The sequence below is a fragment of the Deinococcus malanensis genome, assembly GCF_014647655.1.
Classification (GTDB): domain Bacteria; phylum Deinococcota; class Deinococci; order Deinococcales; family Deinococcaceae; genus Deinococcus; species Deinococcus malanensis.
This window is the reverse complement of the sequence record NZ_BMPP01000005.1, coordinates 53,933-71,812: the sequence shown is the minus strand read 5'-3', so window position 1 is coordinate 71,812 and position 17,880 is coordinate 53,933. Positions and strand designations below refer to the sequence as shown.

Genomic DNA, 17,880 nt, shown 5'->3' with positions numbered 1-17,880 from the left:
CTGGACGAATTTCGCCTCTGGGAATGCCCCTGTCTTGCGCAGAGAGATTCCTTCCGACGACAAAAACAGGACCGCTCTGACCGTGCATCCAGTTCGGCGACCGTTTTGCAACCAGTTGTGCCACCGCTGCGCAGACCGGAAGAGTAGGCTGGAACCCACAGACCCTGAAGCCCGGAGGTGAAGCTTTCTTGCTTATTGCTCAGCTCAGCGACCTGCATATCACGGCCGCCCCGGACGACGAAACCGCCCGGGCGCTGCGGCGCGCGGTCAGCCACCTGCTGACGCTGCCGGTACTCCCCGATCTGGTGCTGATCACCGGGGACTGCACCGAGCATGGGGAGGTAGGCGAGTACGCCACCTTCCTGGCCCTGATTGAGCCCCTGCCGATGCCGGTCTACGCCGTGCCCGGTAACCATGACCGGCGCGCCCCTATGCTCTCAGCACTGGGTCAGCCCGGAACGCAGGGCCTGGACGGGTTCATGCAGTACGTGGTCGAAGCCGGGCCGCTGCGGCTGATCGGGCTGGATACCCATCTGCCCGGCCACGATGCCGGAGAACTGTGTGAAACGCGCCTGGGCTGGCTCAATGAGCGGCTCAGTGAAGTGCCGGAGCGCCCCTGCGTGATTTTCATGCATCATCCGCCGACCCCCAGCGGTCTGAAGGTGATGGACGGCATCGGTCTGCGCGACCCACAGGTTTTTGAGGCCCTGGTGTCACGACACCTGCAAGTCGAGCGCGTGCTGGCCGGTCACCTGCACATGGCCATTACCCGGCGCTGCGGCGGTACGCTGCTGATGACGGCGCCCGGCACCCGGCACACCTGGCTGCCGGACCTGGGACACCCGGAGAGGCTGTCGGTGCAGTTGCAGTCCCCCGCCTGCCTGCTTCATTCCTGGACGCCTGGCGCCGGTCTGGTCAGCTTCACCAGCGTGATCGGAGACGGGCTGTACCAGACCCTGGACCTTCACGACGGGACAGCATGGCGCTCCTGAGCTCACCGGCTGTGCAGGACTCCAAGGCTAAGTGGCGGGTATGGGCCCGCGAAGCGCGTGCCGCCGTGCCGGACGCCTCCGCCCCGCTGTGCACTTCTCTGGCCACTTTCCTGCACGAACAGGGGGTGCGGCGCGTGCTGGCCTACCGTGCCCTGCCGGGCGAACCCGACGTGTCCACACTGGCCAACCAGTTCGAGTTGCTCACCAGCCGGGCGCGCTTCCGGCCGGAACCCCATCTGACACTGCATCCCTGGGCCAGCGCCACCGAGTTCAGCCGTTTCGGGGCGCTGCAGCCGCCGGCCGATGCCCCGCGCGAGGCGCTCAGCACGGTGGACGCCGCGCTGCTTCCAGGGCTGGCCTTCGATGAGCGGGGCGTCCGGTTGGGGTATGGGGGCGGCTTTTACGACCGCCTGCTGCCCGGCTTCGGAGGTCTGGTGGTGGGGGTGGTGTGGTCGGCCCTTCTGGTGCCGGAGCTGCCGTCTGACCCGCATGACGTCCTGGCGGGCTTTCTGGCCACCGAAACCGGTGTCCGGCCCTCAAGACCGTAGCCCGCAGGGCGCCCGCTATGCTGCGGCGCATGGACATCGCAGAGCGTTACATCCGGCTGGCCCACGCCATCGACGCGCACGCCCCGGGGTTTATTGACGGCTACGGAGGCCCGCAGGAGTGGGCCGACCGCCAGGAGCGTGACCCCGCCCAGCTGCGCCTGGAAGCGAATGACCTCGCTGTCCGTGTGGAGGAGGTCGCCGAGGAACAGCGCCGAGCGTGGCTGGCGGTCCAGGTCCGGGCCATGCAGACCATGACGCGCCTGCTGGCTGGCGAGCAGCTGCGGTATTCCGACGAAGTGCGCGGTCTGTACGACATCGAGCCCCGGCGTGCTGACCCGGCTGCCCTGGACGCCAGCCTGCGGGTGCTGGAAGATGCCCTTCCTGGCAGCGGATCGCTCGTCGACCGCAAGAATGCCCTGCGCGACCGGGTCGTGGTGCCTCCCTCGGCCCTGCTCGACGTCACCGCGCCTATTCTGGCCGAGCTGCGGGAACGGACCCGCACCCGCTTCGGGCTTCCGCAGGGAGAAGGCTTCAGCATCGGTCTGGTCAGCGGCAAGCCCTGGGGCGGCTACAACTGGCCGCTGGGCGGGCTGCAAAGCCGCATCGACATCAACACTGACCTCCCGGTGACCCTCACCGGCCTGCCGGACCTGATGGCCCATGAAGGCTACCCTGGTCACCACACCGAACACAGCACCAAGGAAGCACGGCTGGTTCGTGAGCGCGGCTGGCAGGAGCATCACATCCAGCTCCTGAACGCCCCGGAATGCGTGGTGTCCGAGGGCGTGGCCACAAACGCCCTGGACGCTGTCATGACCCGCGAAGAGGTTCATTCCTGGCTGACCGGCGAACTGGCAGCCCACGCCGGGCTGGACCCGGACGATGTGGCCGCAATGCTGCGGGTCTCCGAGGCGCAGTCCAGCATGAAGGGCGTCTCGGGTGCGGCCGCCATGCTGCTGCACGAGGACGGCCGACCCGAGTCCGAGGTCATCGAGTTCCTGAGCCGCTACAACGTGGTCACTGAGCAGCACGCGCGTAAAAACCTGGAATTCATTACCCAGCCGAACCTGCGCGCCTATATCTTCACCTACTCGGTGGGGAGCGATCTGGTGCGGGGCTTTATGGCCTCGCATAGGCAGGGTGCCTTTGCCCGGCTGCTGTCAGAACCGCTGACTCCGGGTCAGCTGGCAACGCAGGTCCCGGTCGCCTGACGTCCGGCCTACCTGACGTCCAGCACCGCGTCCAGGCATCCGGGTGAGGGCGCGCTACACTCGCGGACGTATGGCGCTCGACGTTGGCACGGTGCTTGCGGACCGCTACGACCTGCTGGCCCTGCTTGGTGAGGGCGGCAGTGCCCGTGTATTCCGTGCCCGCGATCAGGTGGTCGACCGCGAAGTGGCGGTCAAGGTGATGCACGAACATGTCCCGGATTCGGACCGCTCGCGGTTTCTGCGTGAGGTGCGCACGCTCGCCCGGCTCAACCATCCTGGCGTGGTGCCGGTGCTGGACCTAGGCGTGGACCCGGGCACCGGACGGCCGTTTTTCACCATGCCGCTGATGACCGGAGGCCCGGTCACCGGCCTTGGGCCGCTGGAGGACGCGCCTGGGCCGCTGGCACGCTTCCTCACTGCCGCCGCCTTTGCTTCCCGCGCGCTGCACTTCGTGCACGCCCAGGGCATCACGCACCGCGACCTGACACCCGGCAACGTGCTGCTGGACAGCACCGGGCTGCCCTGCATCATGGATTTTGGCCTGGTGGCCCTGTCGGAGCACACCCGGCACCTGACCCGCAGCGGCGTGACCCTGGGCACCCCGGCCTACATGGCGCCGGAGCAGGCGCGTGGGATCGGTGTCGGGCCGCTAAGCGACCTGTATGCACTGGGGGCCGTGCTGTACCGGGTGGTGTGTGGCAGCCCACCCTTCGTGGGCGACAGCGACCAGAGCGTGCTTTACCAGCATGTCTACGAAAAGGTCCCGGACCCCCGTGACGTCAACCCGGCGGTCCCGGATGCCATAGCCCGGGTGCTGCTGGCCCTGCTGGCCAAGAAGCCCGAACAGCGCCCCGAAACCGGCGAGGCCCTGGCGCACCTGTGGGCGCTGGCGCGGCGCGACGTGTGGACCATGCATGCCCGCAGCCAGTACCGCGGCGGGCGCACCCGCACCGGAGAGCATCCCGACGGGCCAGCGCGCGCCGGACAGTTGCAGGAGGTCTGGAGCGTCCCGTTGCCGGGTGAGGTGACCTGGCCGGCCGCCGTGATGGGCGAGGCTGATCTCGTCACGGTCGGCACCCGGGGCGGGCAGCTGGTCCTGACGCATGCCTCGGGCCGCCCCTTTGCCACCTACGCCGCGCGGGACGAGGTCACGGCCCCGCCTACCTTCCAGGGTGGGCACGTGCTGTTCGGCGCCTGGGACGGGACCCTGCGGAGGGTGGAACTGCACAGCGGCGCCGAACAGTGGCGCTACCAGGCGCGGGCAGAGCTGACCGGCGCGCCGACCCTCTGGAACGGCCGGGTCCTGGCGGCCAGCCGTGACGGGCACCTGCATGCGCTGAACGCACACACGGGCGAACTGCTGTGGGCCTACCGCGCAGACGGCCCGGTAGCGGCCAGTCCACTGGTGTGGGCCGGCGCAGCGCTGGTCTGCGACGAGAACGGCTGGCTGCACGCCCTGGACGCCCGCACTGGGGCCCCGCTGTGGAAGGTGCAGGTTGGGACCGTCCACGGCACCCCGGCGCTGCTGCCCACGGCACCGGGCGAAGCGGCCCTGGTGATAGCCACCTGGGAAGGTGAGGTGCACGCCCTGGCCCTGACGGCCTCCGGCGGCCGCGCGGCTTTGCGTGGCCCGGAACCCACCCTGTGGACCTACGACCTGGAAGACGAAGTCTGGGCCTCGCCTGCCCTGAGCGCACAGCCGGGAGAGACCGGGGGCGTGGCGGTGCTGGCCGGCTGGGGCGGAACGGTCCGGGCCCTGCGGCTGGCCGATGGTGAGGACCTGTGGGCCCGGACCCTGCGCGGCCGGGTTACGGCCAGTCCGGTCATCAGTGCCGGGCAGGTGTTTCTGGCCTCCGAAGAGGGTGAGCTGACCGCACTGGACGTACGCACCGGCGCGGTCCGCTGGGCACACCAGGAGCGGCACGGCGTCCAGGCCACGCCTCTGGCTGCCGACGGGACCCTGTACGTGGCGTTCATGAACGGAACCCTGCGTGCCTACCGGGATGTCGTTCCCGGTCATGCGGGCGAGGGTTCAACCAGTTCTTAGACCGGCGCACTACACTGCACAAAAGGCCGGGGCGTCACCACAGGCCCCTGCCCCTCACGGAGGTCAATCATGCCGAATATTGGTGCTGGAGAACTGCTGATGATTCTGCTCGTGGCACTCGTGGTATTTGGACCACGCAAGCTGCCGGAGCTGGGCAAGAGCCTGGGGGCGGGGCTGCGGGAATTCCGGCGCAGCACCCAGGGGCTGAAAGAAGAGCTGGAGGGCAGCTTCAAGGAAAGTGCTGCACCCAGTGCGCCGGTCCAGACGATCCATGCCACGGTGGACCCACGCGCAGTGACTCCGGTAGTGCCTGCACAGGCCGTGATTCCGCAGCCAACCGCGCAGCCTGAACCGGTTCAGGACACGCCCAGCCGATAAAGCTTTTCCAGAACGCCGCCCCTGCATCCGTGTGCTGAAAGTGGGCGGCGTTTTGTGGTGGCTATGCGTACACTGGCCGCCGTGACTCTTGCAGGAAGAAGCGCGCCCATGCGGCGCCCGGACCACTGATGCTGGCCCGCGTACGCAGCGTGGCCCTGATCGGCGTGGACGCCGTGCCGGTTGAAGTGGAAGTGGATGTCTCGCCAGGGCTGCCATCCTTTATGGTGGTGGGCCTTCCCGATCAGGCGGTCAGCGAGGCGCGTGAACGGGTCCGCGCAGCGGTGCGCAATGCCGGACTGCCGTTCCCGGCGGCGCGCATCACCGTGAACCTGGCTCCCGCAGACCTGCGAAAGGAAGGGCCGCTGTACGATCTGCCCATTGCCCTGGGCGTCCTGGCCGCGCAGGAACTGGTATCTGCCGATGCGCTCTGTGCTCTGGTGGTGGCCGGCGAATTGGCGCTGGACGGCAGCCTGCGGCCCATCGCCGGGGCCGTGAATGTGGCATTGCTGGCCGCTGGGCTGGGCCTGTCCGCGCTGCTTCCAGCAGCCAGTACTCAGGAAGCGGCCCTGATCGACGGCGTGACGGTGTTTGGCGCCCGGACGCTTTCGGAAGCGGCCGCGCACCTGAGTGGCCGCGCGCCCCTGATCCCCGCCGAGCCGACCACACCCGGGGTGGACCATGACAGTCTGCCGGACCTCGCTGACCTCAAAGGTCAGGCCGGAGCGCGCCGGGCCCTGGAGGTGGCGGTGGCCGGAGGCCACAATCTGCTGCTGATCGGCTCCCCGGGCAGCGGCAAAACCATGCTGGCGCGCCGAGCGCCGGGGCTGCTGCCTCCCCTGACCCGGGCAGAGGCACTGGAGGTCACACGGATCCATTCGGCGGCCGGACTGCTGACCCGGCGGGGAGCCCTGACCCTGACCCCGCCCTACCGTTCGCCGCACCACACCGTGTCGGACGCCGGACTCATCGGCGGCGGCAGCGTTCCACGTCCCGGAGAGGTCAGTCTGGCGCACCGCGGCGTGCTGTTCATGGACGAGTTCCCGGAATTCAGCCGCAAGGCACTGGAAACGCTGCGGCAACCCCTCGAGGAAGGCCAGGTGGCCATCAGCCGGGCAAGGGCCAGCGTGCAGTACCCGGCCCGCTTTCAGCTTATCGCTGCCATGAACCCGTGTCCCTGCGGGCATCAGGGCGATCCGGAAAAGCCCTGCACCTGCACGCCAGCCGAGCGAACCCGCTACGCCGCACGTCTGAGCGGACCGCTGCTTGACCGGATCGACCTGCGGGTGACTGTGCCCCGCCTGACGGTGGACGAACTCACCCGGGCTCCCGAGCCGGAGCCGTCTGCACCAGTTCGCGAACGGGTAGCCGCCGCCCGCACCCGGATGCTGAACCGGCAGGGCAGCCGCAACGCCGATCTGGCCGGACAGGCGCTTCGCCGCCACTCAGCGCTGACAGCCAGTGCCCAAGGCTTTGCCTGTGCGGCAGCCAATCAGCTGGGATTGACCGGCCGCGGCTATGACCGGCTGCTGCGGGTGGCACGCACGGTAGCGGATCTCGCCGGCAGCGACGAGATCCGCGAGGTACACCTGGCCGAAGCAGTCACCTTTCGACCGGTGGGTTCAGGCTAAGGGCTCAGGTTTCGCTGTCGTCACGCCGTGCACTGTCGCCGCTGCGCGCCGTGCCGTCGTCCGCACCGCCCGTGCGATCGGCCAGCAGGCCAGCCCCCACCACCGCCCCCGGGGCACCGCTGGTGGTGCCGCCAATCACAGCCGGCACCACCAGGCCATCGTCACGGCGCCGGTCCTCACCCTGAACCGGGGAGTTCTCCAGATTGCCGCCCTCGCGTTCGATCTCCTCGACGCTCTTGCCCAGAGGTTGATCGCCGTACCGGTTAGAGGAGTCCGTCATGGTTGCAGTGTGCGTCGCCTCCACGATGCCGAGGTGAGGCCAGGGTGGGAGGGTCTTCATCCCGCGGCGCGCGATACTGCCCAGGCGGTAAGGAATCGCTGAGTGCGGTGGCCGGCGGCGAGTGGGTATGCTGGCAGGCAGTGAGGAGTGAAACCCATGACAGAACCTGCCCCTGAACGGGCCGCGGCGGCCCTCAAGACCATCGGTATGGAGGAGCGGCCGGTCGCTACCCTGGAGCGTGAGGATGCACTGTTTGTGCTGACCGAAGGCACGCTGCTGTATCAGGACGGTGCTGGGACCCGGCGCGTGACCCTGCGTGACCTGACCCGGATTCACAGTGACCAGGAAGGCCTGCTGCGGGTGGAAACGCCGGCAGGTACGGCCCTGACGGCCAGTCTGCTGGGCTTCGAACCCTCGCGGGTTCAGGGCTTTTTTGCGCAAGTGCGCGACGCCACGGCGCGTGTCAAACAGCTGCCGTCCTCGCCACTTCCGGCAGCGGTGCCGGCCACCAAGACTTTTGCCAGCGCTCCGGCGACTCCCGCCCCGCGCCCGGCTTCAAGCGGGCAGCCTGCCAGCACCTCAGCCAGCCCACCGCTGACCAGCCTGACCCCCGCACCGGACCGAGGCCCGCCGCCACGTCCCCGCGGAGACGCTGCCCCGGTGGCCTCCGAGTCCAGCATCCGGCCAGCTTCCGTGATGCCAGGCCCGGTAACTCCGGGCCTCGCAACACCTGTGCCAGGCGTCGTTTCCGGACCTGCGTCCGCCACTGATCCGTCCCGGCGCACCGAGCGGGTGGTGATCACCTCGTCCGGATTCTCGCCCGCGGCCAAGCGCCCCGAGGCCAAAGAGGACCCCAGGCCAGAGCCGCAGCTGGACGAGGCGCGGCAGAGACCAGCCTTCAGCGAACCTGCACCGGGGGCCACCCTTGCCACAGAGCCGCCTCCCAGTGCTGCCATGACGGAAACGACCACCGAGGCGGTGGTGAAGCCAGGCGCCCAGATCCCCCACCTGAGCGCCCAGGCCGAAGCGGTCGCCGCGCTCGCGGGCCGGTTGCGCTTCCTGGGCGTGGTGCTGTTCGTGGGGGCCGTACTACTCGCAATCTTCCAGTTCCTGGGGGGCCAGCGCCTCGAAGGCCTGTGGACCCTGCTGGCCGGCGGGGTGGGCACCGTTACCCTCACGGTGCTGTCGGAAGCGGCGCGTCTGCTCACGGCCATGGCGATCCACCTGGGCCAGAACACCCACGGCCACCAAAGCGCGGGTCCGGAGAGCAGGCCCCTGGATGTCCGCTGACGCTCTGGGCCCCGGAACCCAGGCGGCCCGGGACCTGATTGTCGAAGCGGTACGGATTCGCTCGCTGTCTGGTGAGGAGCATCAGGTGGCGGCCTTCCTGACTGGCTGGATGGCCAGCCGAGGGTTCGACACCCGCATCGACGAGGCCGGCAATGCAGTAGGAGAGCGCGGAACCGGACCGCTGACGGTGGCGCTGCTGGGTCACATGGATACCGTTCCGGGGGACCTGCCAGTGTTTGTGGACGAGACCGGGGTCCTGCACGGACGCGGCAGCGTGGACGCCAAGGGTCCGCTGTGCGCCTTTATGGCGGCGGTCGCGGCGCTGCCCGAAAATGCCCTGCGTGCGGCGCGTTTTGTCGTGATCGGCGCCACCGAGGAGGAGGCGCCCAGCAGCCGTGGCGCCCGGCACATCCGCACCGCCTTGCAGCCGGACCTGGTGCTGATCGGGGAACCCAGCAGCTGGGCCGGGCTGACCCTGGGCTATAAGGGGCGGCTGGTGGCCCGTCTTCAGGTTGTCAAGGACAACTTCCACACAGCCGGCGAAGGCACCAGCGCAGCGGATGATCTGACCGAAGCCTGGTTCCGGGTGCGAGCCTGGGCCGCCGCACGATTTGAGGGAGGTGGGGTCTTCGACGCTGTTCAGGCCACCATCCAGAGCCTGGAGGCTTCGACCGACGGCGTTCAGCAGATTGCGCGGGCCACGCTGGGCTTTCGTCTGCCGCCAGCCCTTTCGCCGGCTGAGGCCGAGACCGCGATTCTGGACCTGTTGGGAGACCGGCCTGGACTGGTCGTGTCGTTCACCGGCCAGGAACGCGCCGTGCGTTATCCCAAAGACAATGTCCTGACTCGCGCGATGCGCGTGGCGATCCGAGCCCGGGGCGGCACCCCGGTCTTCAAGGTCAAAACGGGAACCAGTGACATGAACGTGGTCGCCGGGCACTGGCCTGTTCCGACCCTGGCGTATGGCCCGGGGGACAGCGCCCTGGACCACACCCCGGAAGAGCGGCTGGACCTGCAGGAGTACGATCGCTCGGTCGCCGTGCTGACCGACGCCCTGACCCGGCTGGCCCTGGGCGCCCGGAGCTGATCGTCATGGACCCGGTCACCATCCTGCTCCTCCTGTTTGTGGTGGCCCTGGTGCTGTTTGCCACCGAACTGCTGCCAGTGGACGTTACCGCGCTGGGCCTGCTTTCGTCCCTCCTGCTGCTCGGCCTGATTGAACCCAAGGAGGCTTTTGCCGGTTTTGGCAGTGAGACGGTCCTGACCCTGGCCTCGCTGTTCATCCTGACGCGGGTACTGTTGCGGGCCGGCGTGATCGAATGGGTGGGAACGGCGCTGGCCCTGCGCTCCAAAAACCCCACCGCCACACTGCGCTCAATGCTGAGCACCGTTGCGGGCGTCAGTGCCTTTACCAGCAACACGGCCACCACCGCCGTCTTTCTGCCGGTGGTAGCAGGAGTTTCACGCCGGGCGGGCATCGCGGCCAGCCGCGCGCTGATGCCACTGGCGTATGCCAGCATCCTGGGCGGAACCATCACGGTGATCGGCACCAGTACCAACCTGGTGGTCTCAGGCGCCCTGCCGGCCAGCGGCCAGAAGTCCCTGGGCTTTTTCGAGCTGGCCTGGGTGGGCCTGCCGGTTGCCCTGATGGGCCTGCTCTATCTGTTTTTTGTGGCCCCACGCCTGCTGCCCGAGCGCGACGCACAGCTTGAGGAATCCTTGCGGGCGTATCTCGCCGACCTGACCGTCGCCCCAGGCAGTGCTCTGGCCGGACAGACCCTGCGCGACTCGGGCCTGGGCCGCGATCACGGGCTCACCGTGGTGGCGGTGCGCCGCGGGGACCAGACTGTGTACGCTCCCCGTCCTGACTTTCAGCTTCAGGAAGGCGACACGCTGGCAGTTGAGGGCGCGACCGAGCGCATTCTGGCCGGCAAAAATACCTTGGGGATTGTCAGCAGAAGTGAGGAAAAACTGCAGGCCCTGACCGGTGAGAGCGGCGAGGTCCGGCTGGTCGAGGCGGTGGTGATGCCGGGTTCGCCTCTGCTGGGCCGCACGCTACGCGAGTCGCGCTTCCGGGAACGCTACGGTCTGTCGGTGCTGGCCCTGCACCGGCGCGACAAGAACTTCGAGCGGCTGGGCCGCATGCGCATCCGGGTAGGCGACGTGCTGCTCATTCAGGGACGGAGCGAGCGGGTGGACGCCCTGGGCGAACATCTGGTGGTGCTGGGAGACCTGACCGAGCGCCAGAGCAATTTCAGGCGTGCCCCGGCTGCCCTGCTCCTGTTCGGAACGGCGGTCGTGCTGGGTGGCCTGGGCGTGGTGCCGCTCGCCGTGGCGGTGGTGGTGGCCGTGGCCCTGAGCCTGATGCTGCGGCTGATCTCCCCGGAAGAGGCCTACGGAGCGGTGGAGTGGCCGATCATCGTGCTGGTGGCCTGCATGCTGGCCTTCGGCACGGCTTTCGAGGCCACCGGCGCGGCCAGGGTCCTGACCGGAGCACTGTCCGGGGTAGTGGAGCCACTGGGTCCCTACGGACTGCTGGCCGCCCTGTTTGCCGTGACGGTCGCGCTGACCCAGCCCATGAGCAATCAGGCCGCCGCGCTGGTGATGCTGCCGCTCGCCATCGGCACGGCCAAAACCCTGGGTTACGATCCTCGGCCGTTCATCATCGGCATCACCGTGGCCGCCAGCAATTCGTTCATCACGCCGCTGGAGCCGTCGTGCATGCTGGTCTACGGCCCGGGCCGCTATACCTTCCTGGACTTTGTCAGGGTCGGCACCGGACTGACGCTGGTGACCTTCGTGGTCGCCATGCTGGTCATTCCCCGGGTCTGGCCATTCTGATTCGGCACGTCCAGGCTTGAAGTGGGCCGGGAATGACCACAGCACAGGTCACCTGTTGCCCCGGCACTGCTGGAAAGCGGGCAAGCTCGTCCGGTGGGAGCAACAAATTTCCCCGTTTTCACCCACGAAGTTCCAAACACCAGTGGGCGGGCGCTTGCCAAACCAGGGCTTGAGAGCAGCAACCCCCGGTCCGCAGATCGAAGCAGCCTACCTGGACCGGAAACAGAGCCGCCGAGAAGACATCCCCGGCGGCGTGATCCGGTAAATGCTCTGAGGACTCAGATGAACAGGGGAGCGTCCGGGTCATCTGGCAGGGGACGGTCCTTGCGGGCCATCAGAGCGGCAGTGGTCCCGATACCCAGCAGCGCCCCGACCGCGAGGACGACCAGTGTCCAGGTCATCATCACCTGCGAGCGATCTGACGTACGACGTGAAGCCATGCCCGCAGCATAACAGCCCTCCCCACTGCCCTACCTTAAAAGGTATTTATCCGCCTACTGGTGCCTTTGTCGGGGCAGCGCCCGCATCCGAGAAGGTGCGGGGGAGTCGGGTCCACAGCGCGGCCAGCGCCAGCAGGCCCAGGGCAGCCAGCACCACCAGACCCCAGCGCGGTCCCAGGATGAATTCACGGCTGATCAGGGTGCTCGACAGCAGCGCGCCGGGCGGGCCCATGCCCACCAGCACAAAGGAATACAGGCTCATGACCCGCCCGCGCAGATGGTCCGGAATGGTGAGCTGCACGCTGCTGTTGGCACTGACCAGCAGGCTGAGCATGCCGAAGCCACACATGGCCAGAACCGGGGCCGCCAGCGAGGCTGTCGGGGTCAGCGCCAGCAGCACCGCACTCAGGATCAGGATAATGGCGCCTACCCGCAGGTTGCGCAGGGGGTTGGGCTTGCTGGCCTGCCACAGGGCTCCCGCCATGGCACCAATGCCAAAGGCCGCCGACAGCAGCCCGAAGGTTCCTTCCCGCGCCTCAAAGACCACCCGGGCGTAATAGGGAATGATCACGTTGAAGTTAACGATGCTCAGGCTCATGGTGCCCACCAACAGCATCACATTGCGTACAGCGGGCGTGCGGCGCACATACCGCAGGCCCTCCCGCACATCGTCGAGCATGCTGCCATGCGGCGCGCTTTCACGCTCCGGGAAGGGCAGGGTGGCGATCACATAGAGCACCACGAAGAAGGAGGCGACGTTCAGGTAAAACGGCAGGGCCAGCCGGGCAATATTGTCGCTGTTGCCAGCCGCCAGCAAACCCACGCCCAGGGCCGCCACCACCCCGAACAGCGCCTGCCCCAGCGTGCGGCTGACGTTGAACGACAGACTGTTGAGGGCCACGGCATTCGGTACGTCGTGGCGGGGAACAAAGTCCACGACCATGCTCTGGCGGGCTGGCATATCAAAGGCGTTGGCGGTGCCCGCAATCAGCGCCAGCAGCATCACCAGCGGCAGTGTGACCACCCCCAGGTGTGTGGTGACGGCCAGGGCGGTGGCGGTGCCCAGCAGCGTCAGCTGCGTCACCAGCAGGACCCGCCGGCGCGGCACCCGGTCAATCACGGCCCCGGCAAACAGCGACAGCAGCAGGCTGGGCAGGAACTGCGCCACGGTCACCCAGCCCAGCGCGGCGCTGCTCTGGCCCGAAAGTTCCAGTACCAGATACTGCTGGGCAGTGGTCTGCATCCAGGAGCCGATCAGCGAGAGAAGCTGGGAGTACCAATAACGGCGGTAATGAGGGTGACGCAGCGCACTGAAGGTTCGGGTGCGCCACGCCTGGGCACGCGAGAGCATCCGTACAGAATAGGCGCCAGCATCCTCACGAAAGCGGCACAGCCGATCTCATGAAGTCTGGGGGCTAGGCAACGCCTGAGCGGGCATGTTACGGTGCGCGAGTCTCGTTACATTTATGCAACTTTTGGTCTGCACTCATCTCGCCCCCTGTGAGTCTCCACGAATGCCTGAATCTGCTTTTCCCGCATTGCGTTTCCTGCTGCTGACCTGCGCCCTGAGTGCTGGAGTCGCAGCTGCCCAGGGCGAGACCAGTGGGTCCAGCACCAAAGGGGCGTCCGTCTCCTCCCCCAGCCTCCCGGCGGGTCAGCCCGTGACTGCGCAGCCACAGACCGTTGTGGTACAGGCGGGAGATACGGCCTATAACCTGGCCCGCCGCGCAGGCATCCCGGTCGAGGCGCTGTTGAGCCTCAACGGCCTCAGTTCGCCGGATCTGCGGGTGGGTCAGGTCCTGCGGCTGCGTGAGGTGCCGGTGACCCATGTGGTACAGCCGGGCGAGACACTGTATGCCCTGGCACGCCAGTACGCGGTGAGCGTCGATGTTCTGCTGGGCCTCAATTCCCTGGCTCCCGAGGCAAAGATCGCTGTAGGTCAGGTACTGAAGTTGCCGGCGGTGGCTGCTCAGAAATCGTCAGGAGCACAGCCCTCTGCTGTGCATCCTGCTTCCGTGCAGGCCACCCAGGCTCCCGCGGTGGGAAATGCACCTCAGGTCTCGCTCACGGGGGTTCTCGGCGCCCCGCCTGCGCCTCTGGCCAGTCCGCTTCCCGGTGACTGGCGCGGCACGGCCATGGCGCTGCTGGGCACGCCCTATGTGCTGGGCGGCACCACCCTCTCCGGACTCGACTGCAGCGGCTTCGTGTTGCAGGTCTTCACGCCGCTGGGTGTGAAGTTGCCGCGTGTCAGCGCCGACCAGGCGACAGCTGGCGTCCCGGTGGAGGTCTCTGAGCTGCAGCCGGGGGACCTGGTGTTCTTCGATACCGCTGGAAGTGGCCGCGTGACCCATGTCGGCATCTACCTGGGTGAGGACCAGTTTGTCAACGCCAACAGCTATAAAGGCGAGGTTACCGTAGACCGGCTGCTATCCGACCGCTACTGGGCTCCCCGTTATCTGGGAGCCCGGCGGGTCATGGGCAGTGTCGTGGCACAGCAGCCCGCCAGGCGATGACTTAACAGTCCAGAGAAGAGACGCCTGGTCTGCAGACCAGGCGTCTCTTCCTCTTCTCCAGAGCGATTCAGATGTCGTCGCTGACGTTTTCGGAATCCAGAATGGAGCGGTATTCCTCCAGGTGGGCCCCTTCACCCAACTCCTGGGCGATCTTCTCGATCGCCAGCCGCACCACTTCACTCTTGCTGATCAGGCGTTCTGGACTAGACAGTTCATACGCCGTACGAGTCAACAAGGCGTCCTGCTCCTCGCTGATCACCACCTGCAGGCGTTTGCGTTCCTTCTTGGGCATGCCTCTCCTGTGTGCGGGCCGCGCTTGAACACCTCCGGACAGGCGTGACCGTCGTTATTCAGGGTAGCACGCATGGTGAGTGTGCTCAACATAAAACTCAGTTCAGTCCTATGTGCATGGGTTGCACATCTAGATCATGAGTGCCCGACGTAAGGTCAAACTAGACGTACGGTGAGCATCATGTGTAAGATGCACCTGCGTTGCCGACTGGGCCCGGAACGTGTTCCGGCCTGCACCTACTTCACCGCCCCACCAAAAGGATCTACCGATGCAACTGACCCCACTGCACATCCAGGGAGGCCGCGAACTTCGCGGCGAGATCACCGTTCAGGGTAGCAAAAATGCTGCTCTGCCCATTATCGTGGCCAGCCTCCTGAGCAGTGAGAAAGTTACCCTTCACGGCATCCCACGCCTGAGCGACGTGTACACCATCCTGGATCTGGTGCATCACATCGGCACGCAGCACCAGTGGGTGGGGCCCAACAGTCTGGAACTGCATACCCCTACCATCATCCATACCGACGCACCCTATGCCCTGGTCAACAAGATGCGCGCGAGCTTCGTGGTGCTTGGGGCCATTCTGGCGCGGGCCGGGCAGGCCCGGGTGTCTATGCCCGGGGGCTGTGCGTGGGGTCCGCGCCCGGTGGACCAGCACGTCAAGGCGCTACGGGCACTGGGCGCCGAGATCAGCGAGGACGGCGGCAACTTTCATGCCCGGCGCCACGGCAGCCTGAACGGCACCTTTGTTTTTGAACTGCTGACCGTCGGCGGTACCCACAATGCGGTCCTGGCCGCGGTCCTGGGCGATGGTGTGGTGACTCTGGAAAACGCCAGCATCGATACCGACGTCGTGGACCTGATCGAATTTCTGAACAGCCTGGGCGCCGATATTCAGGGAGCCGGCACCAATACCCTGGTGATCCGGGGAGTGAAGCAGCTGCGCGGCGGGGAGTACACCGTGATTCCTGACCGCATCGAGGCCGGCACCTTCATGATGCTGGCGGCCGCGACCCGCAGTCAGCTCACGGTGCGCAATGTGCGTCCTGACCATCTGCGCGCGGTAAGCGCCAAGCTTCAGGAGATGGGCGTAGACATCCTGGAAGCGGGCAACAGCCTGATCGTGGACGCCCGGCAGCGCGAGTTGCGCCCGGTGAATGTGACCACCCAGAGCTACCCCGGCTTCCCGACCGATGTACAGCCGCAGATGAGCGCCCTGCTGGCCACCGTCCCCGGCACCAGCGTCGTGCAGGATCCGGTTTACCCTGACCGCCTGACGCACGTGGCCGAACTCCACCGCATGGGTGCCAACATCACCGTCAGCGGCTACACCCAGGTGATTCAGGGCAGCGCCCTGCATGCTGCCCCAGTCAAGGCCGCAGACCTGCGCGCCGGCGCCGCGCTGTTCATTGCCGGCCTGACCTGCACCGGGGAAACCATCATTGACGGGGTGCAATACCTCAACCGCGGTTATGAGAACCTGGCCGAGCGCCTTTGCGGCATCGGTGCCGTTGCACATCAGACCCAGCTTGCAGTGGCAATGGACTGAGTGGCGACGACCTGAGCCTCAGGCCCCAACGCAGAGTGCCCGCCTTGCTTGAAGGCGGGCACTCTGCGTTGGGGAACGTATTCAGGCTAGCGCAGCGCCGGCTTCCACGACTTCCATTTCGAAGGCCTCGCCCACGCCGGCGTAGGTCAGCTTGCCCTGGTGGGTATTGAGCCCCAGTCGGAGCGCCTTGTTGCTCTTCAGGGCATTCAGACCCTGGTCCGCCAGCATCAGGGCGTAGGGGAAGGTCGCGTTGGTCAGAGCGAAGGTGCTGGTGCGCGGCACGGCGCCAGGCATGTTGGCCACACCGTAATGGACCACACCGTCGATGACGTAGGTGGGATCGTCATGGGTGGTCGCGTGGATGGTTTCCACACAACCGCCCTGATCCACCGCCACGTCCACGATGACGCTGCCTTCCTGCATGAGGGGCAGCATGTCACGGGTGATCAGGTGCGGGGCCTTGGCGCCGGGAATCAGCACACCGCCGATCAGCAGGTCGGTCTCGGGCAGCAGGGTGCGGATGTTGGCCTCACTGCTCATCATGGTGGTGAGCTTGCCGAAGAAGACATCATCCAGGTAGGCCAGGCGGCGGTGTGACACGTCCAGGATGGTCACCTTGGCGCCCAGACCCATGGCCATCTTGGCCGCGTTGGTGCCCACGACACCACCGCCCAGGATCACCACATGACCGGCCTGCACGCCGGGAACGCCGCCCAGCAGCACGCCGCGCCCGCCCACGGGCTTCTGCAGGTGGTAGGCACCGGCCTGCACGCTCAGGCGGCCGGCGACCTCGCTCATGGGCGTCAGCAGCGGCAGGCTGCCATCGTCAAGCTGCACAGTTTCGTAGGCGACGCCGGTCGTGCCGCTTTGCATCAGCGCTTCGGTCAGGGGGCGGTCGGCGGCCAGGTGCAGGTAGGTGAACAGCAGCAGGTCGTCTCTGAGGTAACCGTACTCACTGGCGATCGGCTCCTTGACCTTCACGACCATCTCGGCGGCCCATGCCTCAGCGGCGCTGCCCATGCGTGCGCCGGCCACCTCGTATTCGGTGTCCTGAATGCCGCTTCCGACACCAGCACCCTGTTCGACGGTGACGGTGTGGCCACGGCGGACCAGGGTGGCAACGCCGCCAGGTGTGAGTGCGACGCGGTTTTCCTTGACTTTGATTTCTTTGGGCAGACCAATATGCATGAGTGGTTCCTCCGGAACAGTGCAGGGGCAAAGAACGCGGGCGGCCATAACACCGGGCGTACAAGAGAGATGGCGTGAGCCGTAAGAGGCTTTCAGCGCAATGGTAGCAGGGCACTCACTCGGCATGATTGCCGGCAGATGCCGTCTCCAGCCCGTTTCCGCAACATGGTTGCGAATAAGCCGTACAATTGTCGTGTTTATGTCTCAATTCCATCTGGACGCCATTGACCGGCAGATTCTGGGGATCCTGCAGCGCGACGCCCGCATCGCCAACACTGAGCTGGCCGACGAGATCGGTCTGACACCGGCTCCCACCCTGAGGCGGGTGCGCCGGCTGGAGGAAGAAGGCATCATCCAGAGCTACGTGGCCCTGCTGGACCAGAAGAAGGTGGGCCGTGAGCTGATGGTCATGGTGCGCGTCACGCTGGATAAACAGACCAAGCAGGGCTTCGAGGAGTTTGCCCGAAAGATGCAGCAGCGTCCCGAGGTCCTGGAATGCTTTCTGTGCCTGGGCGATATCGACTATCTGCTCAAGGTGTGCGTGCCCGACCTGGACGCCTACCAGCACTTTCTGGTCAACACGCTGGCGGCCATCCCCGGGGTGCGCAACACCGCCAGCACCATCGTGGTCAAGCAGGAGAAGTACACCACCAGCCTGGCACTGGACTGAATGAAGCCAGGGTTCG

Annotated in this window: 17 protein-coding genes; 12 read left to right on the top strand and 5 right to left on the bottom strand. The window is 66.7% G+C overall.

Going from position 1 to position 17,880, the window contains the following annotated elements; all coding sequences use genetic code 11:
* The first annotated feature begins 188 nt into the window (after positions 1–188).
* The 6 genes from IEY49_RS07225 (at position 189) to IEY49_RS07200 (ending at position 6,804) form a co-directional block, all read left to right on the top strand.
* Positions 189–992 (top strand): phosphodiesterase, encoded by an 804-nt coding sequence (locus IEY49_RS07225; protein ID WP_189005991.1) that lies wholly within the window; start codon positions 189–191, stop codon positions 990–992.
* Entirely contained in the window at positions 980–1,540 is a 561-nt protein-coding gene (locus IEY49_RS07220; protein WP_189005988.1) for a 5-formyltetrahydrofolate cyclo-ligase, read from the top strand. Before IEY49_RS07225 ends, IEY49_RS07220 begins: the two co-directional genes overlap by 13 nt.
* A gap of 29 nt (positions 1,541–1,569) precedes the next feature.
* Positions 1,570–2,751 carry a DUF885 domain-containing protein gene (locus tag IEY49_RS07215; RefSeq protein WP_229780685.1) on the top strand — a complete coding sequence of 394 codons (1,182 nt, stop codon included), beginning with the start codon at positions 1,570–1,572 and terminating at the stop codon, positions 2,749–2,751.
* A 70-nt stretch (positions 2,752–2,821) separates the two neighbouring features.
* A complete protein-coding gene (locus tag IEY49_RS07210) occupies positions 2,822–4,798 on the top strand; it encodes a serine/threonine-protein kinase (protein ID WP_189005982.1) in 1,977 nt (658 codons plus the stop codon).
* Positions 4,799–4,867: 69 nt separating this feature from the next.
* Positions 4,868–5,176, top strand: coding sequence for a Sec-independent protein translocase subunit TatA/TatB (locus IEY49_RS07205; protein WP_189005979.1), 309 nt, complete (start codon positions 4,868–4,870; stop codon positions 5,174–5,176).
* A 128-nt stretch (positions 5,177–5,304) separates the two neighbouring features.
* On the top strand, positions 5,305–6,804 hold the full coding sequence (locus IEY49_RS07200; protein WP_189005977.1) for a YifB family Mg chelatase-like AAA ATPase: 1,500 nt from the start codon (positions 5,305–5,307) through the stop codon (positions 6,802–6,804).
* A gap of 4 nt (positions 6,805–6,808) precedes the next feature.
* Here IEY49_RS07200 and IEY49_RS07195 read toward each other — a convergent pair whose 3' ends face one another.
* Entirely contained in the window at positions 6,809–7,084 is a 276-nt protein-coding gene (locus IEY49_RS07195) for a hypothetical protein (RefSeq protein ID WP_189005974.1), read from the bottom strand.
* A gap of 156 nt (positions 7,085–7,240) precedes the next feature.
* Here IEY49_RS07195 and IEY49_RS07190 point away from each other — a divergent pair, with 156 nt between their 5' ends.
* The 3 genes from IEY49_RS07190 to IEY49_RS07180 are packed head-to-tail and all read left to right on the top strand — an operon-like array spanning position 7,241 to position 11,215.
* Complete coding sequence (locus IEY49_RS07190; protein ID WP_189005971.1) at positions 7,241–8,374, top strand: hypothetical protein; 1,134 nt, start codon at positions 7,241–7,243, stop codon at positions 8,372–8,374.
* Entirely contained in the window at positions 8,364–9,461 is a 1,098-nt protein-coding gene (locus IEY49_RS07185; protein WP_189005968.1) for a [LysW]-lysine hydrolase, read from the top strand. Before IEY49_RS07190 ends, IEY49_RS07185 begins: the two co-directional genes overlap by 11 nt.
* A 5-nt stretch (positions 9,462–9,466) precedes the next feature.
* Positions 9,467–11,215 (top strand): SLC13 family permease, encoded by a 1,749-nt coding sequence (locus IEY49_RS07180; RefSeq protein ID WP_189005965.1) that lies wholly within the window; start codon positions 9,467–9,469, stop codon positions 11,213–11,215.
* Between the two features lie 278 nt (positions 11,216–11,493).
* Here the strand turns inward: IEY49_RS07180 and IEY49_RS07175 are convergent, their stop codons facing one another.
* Positions 11,494–11,655 carry a hypothetical protein gene (locus IEY49_RS07175; protein WP_189006587.1) on the bottom strand — a complete coding sequence of 54 codons (162 nt, stop codon included), beginning with the start codon at positions 11,653–11,655 and terminating at the stop codon, positions 11,494–11,496.
* Positions 11,656–11,701: 46 nt separating this feature from the next.
* Entirely contained in the window at positions 11,702–13,006 is a 1,305-nt protein-coding gene (locus IEY49_RS07170) for an MFS transporter (protein WP_189005962.1), read from the bottom strand.
* A gap of 163 nt (positions 13,007–13,169) precedes the next feature.
* On the opposite strand from IEY49_RS07170, the gene IEY49_RS07165 reads away from it, so the two are divergent.
* Positions 13,170–14,168 carry a C40 family peptidase gene (locus IEY49_RS07165; protein ID WP_189005959.1) on the top strand — a complete coding sequence of 333 codons (999 nt, stop codon included), beginning with the start codon at positions 13,170–13,172 and terminating at the stop codon, positions 14,166–14,168.
* Positions 14,169–14,235: 67 nt separating this feature from the next.
* On the opposite strand, the gene IEY49_RS07160 is transcribed toward IEY49_RS07165, so the two are convergent.
* Positions 14,236–14,460 carry a transcriptional regulator gene (locus IEY49_RS07160; protein ID WP_189005956.1) on the bottom strand — a complete coding sequence of 75 codons (225 nt, stop codon included), beginning with the start codon at positions 14,458–14,460 and terminating at the stop codon, positions 14,236–14,238.
* 268 nt (positions 14,461–14,728) lie between these two features.
* On the opposite strand from IEY49_RS07160, the gene murA reads away from it, so the two are divergent.
* Positions 14,729–16,006, top strand: coding sequence for a UDP-N-acetylglucosamine 1-carboxyvinyltransferase (gene murA / locus IEY49_RS07155; RefSeq protein ID WP_189005953.1), 1,278 nt, complete (start codon positions 14,729–14,731; stop codon positions 16,004–16,006).
* Positions 16,007–16,087: 81 nt separating this feature from the next.
* Here murA and ald read toward each other — a convergent pair whose 3' ends face one another.
* On the bottom strand, positions 16,088–17,194 hold the full coding sequence (gene ald / locus IEY49_RS07150) for an alanine dehydrogenase (RefSeq protein WP_189005950.1): 1,107 nt from the start codon (positions 17,192–17,194) through the stop codon (positions 16,088–16,090).
* A 199-nt stretch (positions 17,195–17,393) separates the two neighbouring features.
* On the opposite strand from ald, the gene IEY49_RS07145 reads away from it, so the two are divergent.
* Positions 17,394–17,864 (top strand): Lrp/AsnC family transcriptional regulator, encoded by a 471-nt coding sequence (locus IEY49_RS07145; protein ID WP_012693912.1) that lies wholly within the window; start codon positions 17,394–17,396, stop codon positions 17,862–17,864.
* Positions 17,865–17,880 lie beyond the last annotated feature (16 nt).

What these genes read in the sequence shown, in the direction of transcription:
- IEY49_RS07160 (WP_189005956.1), bottom strand. Translation starts at nt 14,460, where the DNA reads ATGCCCAAGAAGGAACGCAAACGCCTGCAGGTGGTGATCAGCGAGGAG.
- IEY49_RS07180 (WP_189005965.1), top strand. Translation starts at nt 9,467, where the DNA reads ATGGACCCGGTCACCATCCTGCTCCTCCTGTTTGTGGTGGCCCTGGTG.
- ald (WP_189005950.1), bottom strand. Translation starts at nt 17,194, where the DNA reads ATGCATATTGGTCTGCCCAAAGAAATCAAAGTCAAGGAAAACCGCGTC.
- IEY49_RS07215 (WP_229780685.1), top strand. Translation starts at nt 1,570, where the DNA reads ATGGACATCGCAGAGCGTTACATCCGGCTGGCCCACGCCATCGACGCG.
- murA (WP_189005953.1), top strand. Translation starts at nt 14,729, where the DNA reads ATGCAACTGACCCCACTGCACATCCAGGGAGGCCGCGAACTTCGCGGC.
- IEY49_RS07210 (WP_189005982.1), top strand. Translation starts at nt 2,822, where the DNA reads ATGGCGCTCGACGTTGGCACGGTGCTTGCGGACCGCTACGACCTGCTG.
- IEY49_RS07175 (WP_189006587.1), bottom strand. Translation starts at nt 11,655, where the DNA reads ATGGCTTCACGTCGTACGTCAGATCGCTCGCAGGTGATGATGACCTGG.
- IEY49_RS07195 (WP_189005974.1), bottom strand. Translation starts at nt 7,084, where the DNA reads ATGACGGACTCCTCTAACCGGTACGGCGATCAACCTCTGGGCAAGAGC.
- IEY49_RS07165 (WP_189005959.1), top strand. Translation starts at nt 13,170, where the DNA reads ATGCCTGAATCTGCTTTTCCCGCATTGCGTTTCCTGCTGCTGACCTGC.
- IEY49_RS07205 (WP_189005979.1), top strand. Translation starts at nt 4,868, where the DNA reads ATGCCGAATATTGGTGCTGGAGAACTGCTGATGATTCTGCTCGTGGCA.
- IEY49_RS07200 (WP_189005977.1), top strand. Translation starts at nt 5,305, where the DNA reads ATGCTGGCCCGCGTACGCAGCGTGGCCCTGATCGGCGTGGACGCCGTG.
- IEY49_RS07170 (WP_189005962.1), bottom strand. Translation starts at nt 13,006, where the DNA reads ATGCTCTCGCGTGCCCAGGCGTGGCGCACCCGAACCTTCAGTGCGCTG.
- IEY49_RS07185 (WP_189005968.1), top strand. Translation starts at nt 8,364, where the DNA reads ATGTCCGCTGACGCTCTGGGCCCCGGAACCCAGGCGGCCCGGGACCTG.
- IEY49_RS07145 (WP_012693912.1), top strand. Translation starts at nt 17,394, where the DNA reads ATGTCTCAATTCCATCTGGACGCCATTGACCGGCAGATTCTGGGGATC.
- IEY49_RS07190 (WP_189005971.1), top strand. Translation starts at nt 7,241, where the DNA reads ATGACAGAACCTGCCCCTGAACGGGCCGCGGCGGCCCTCAAGACCATC.
- IEY49_RS07220 (WP_189005988.1), top strand. Translation starts at nt 980, where the DNA reads ATGGCGCTCCTGAGCTCACCGGCTGTGCAGGACTCCAAGGCTAAGTGG.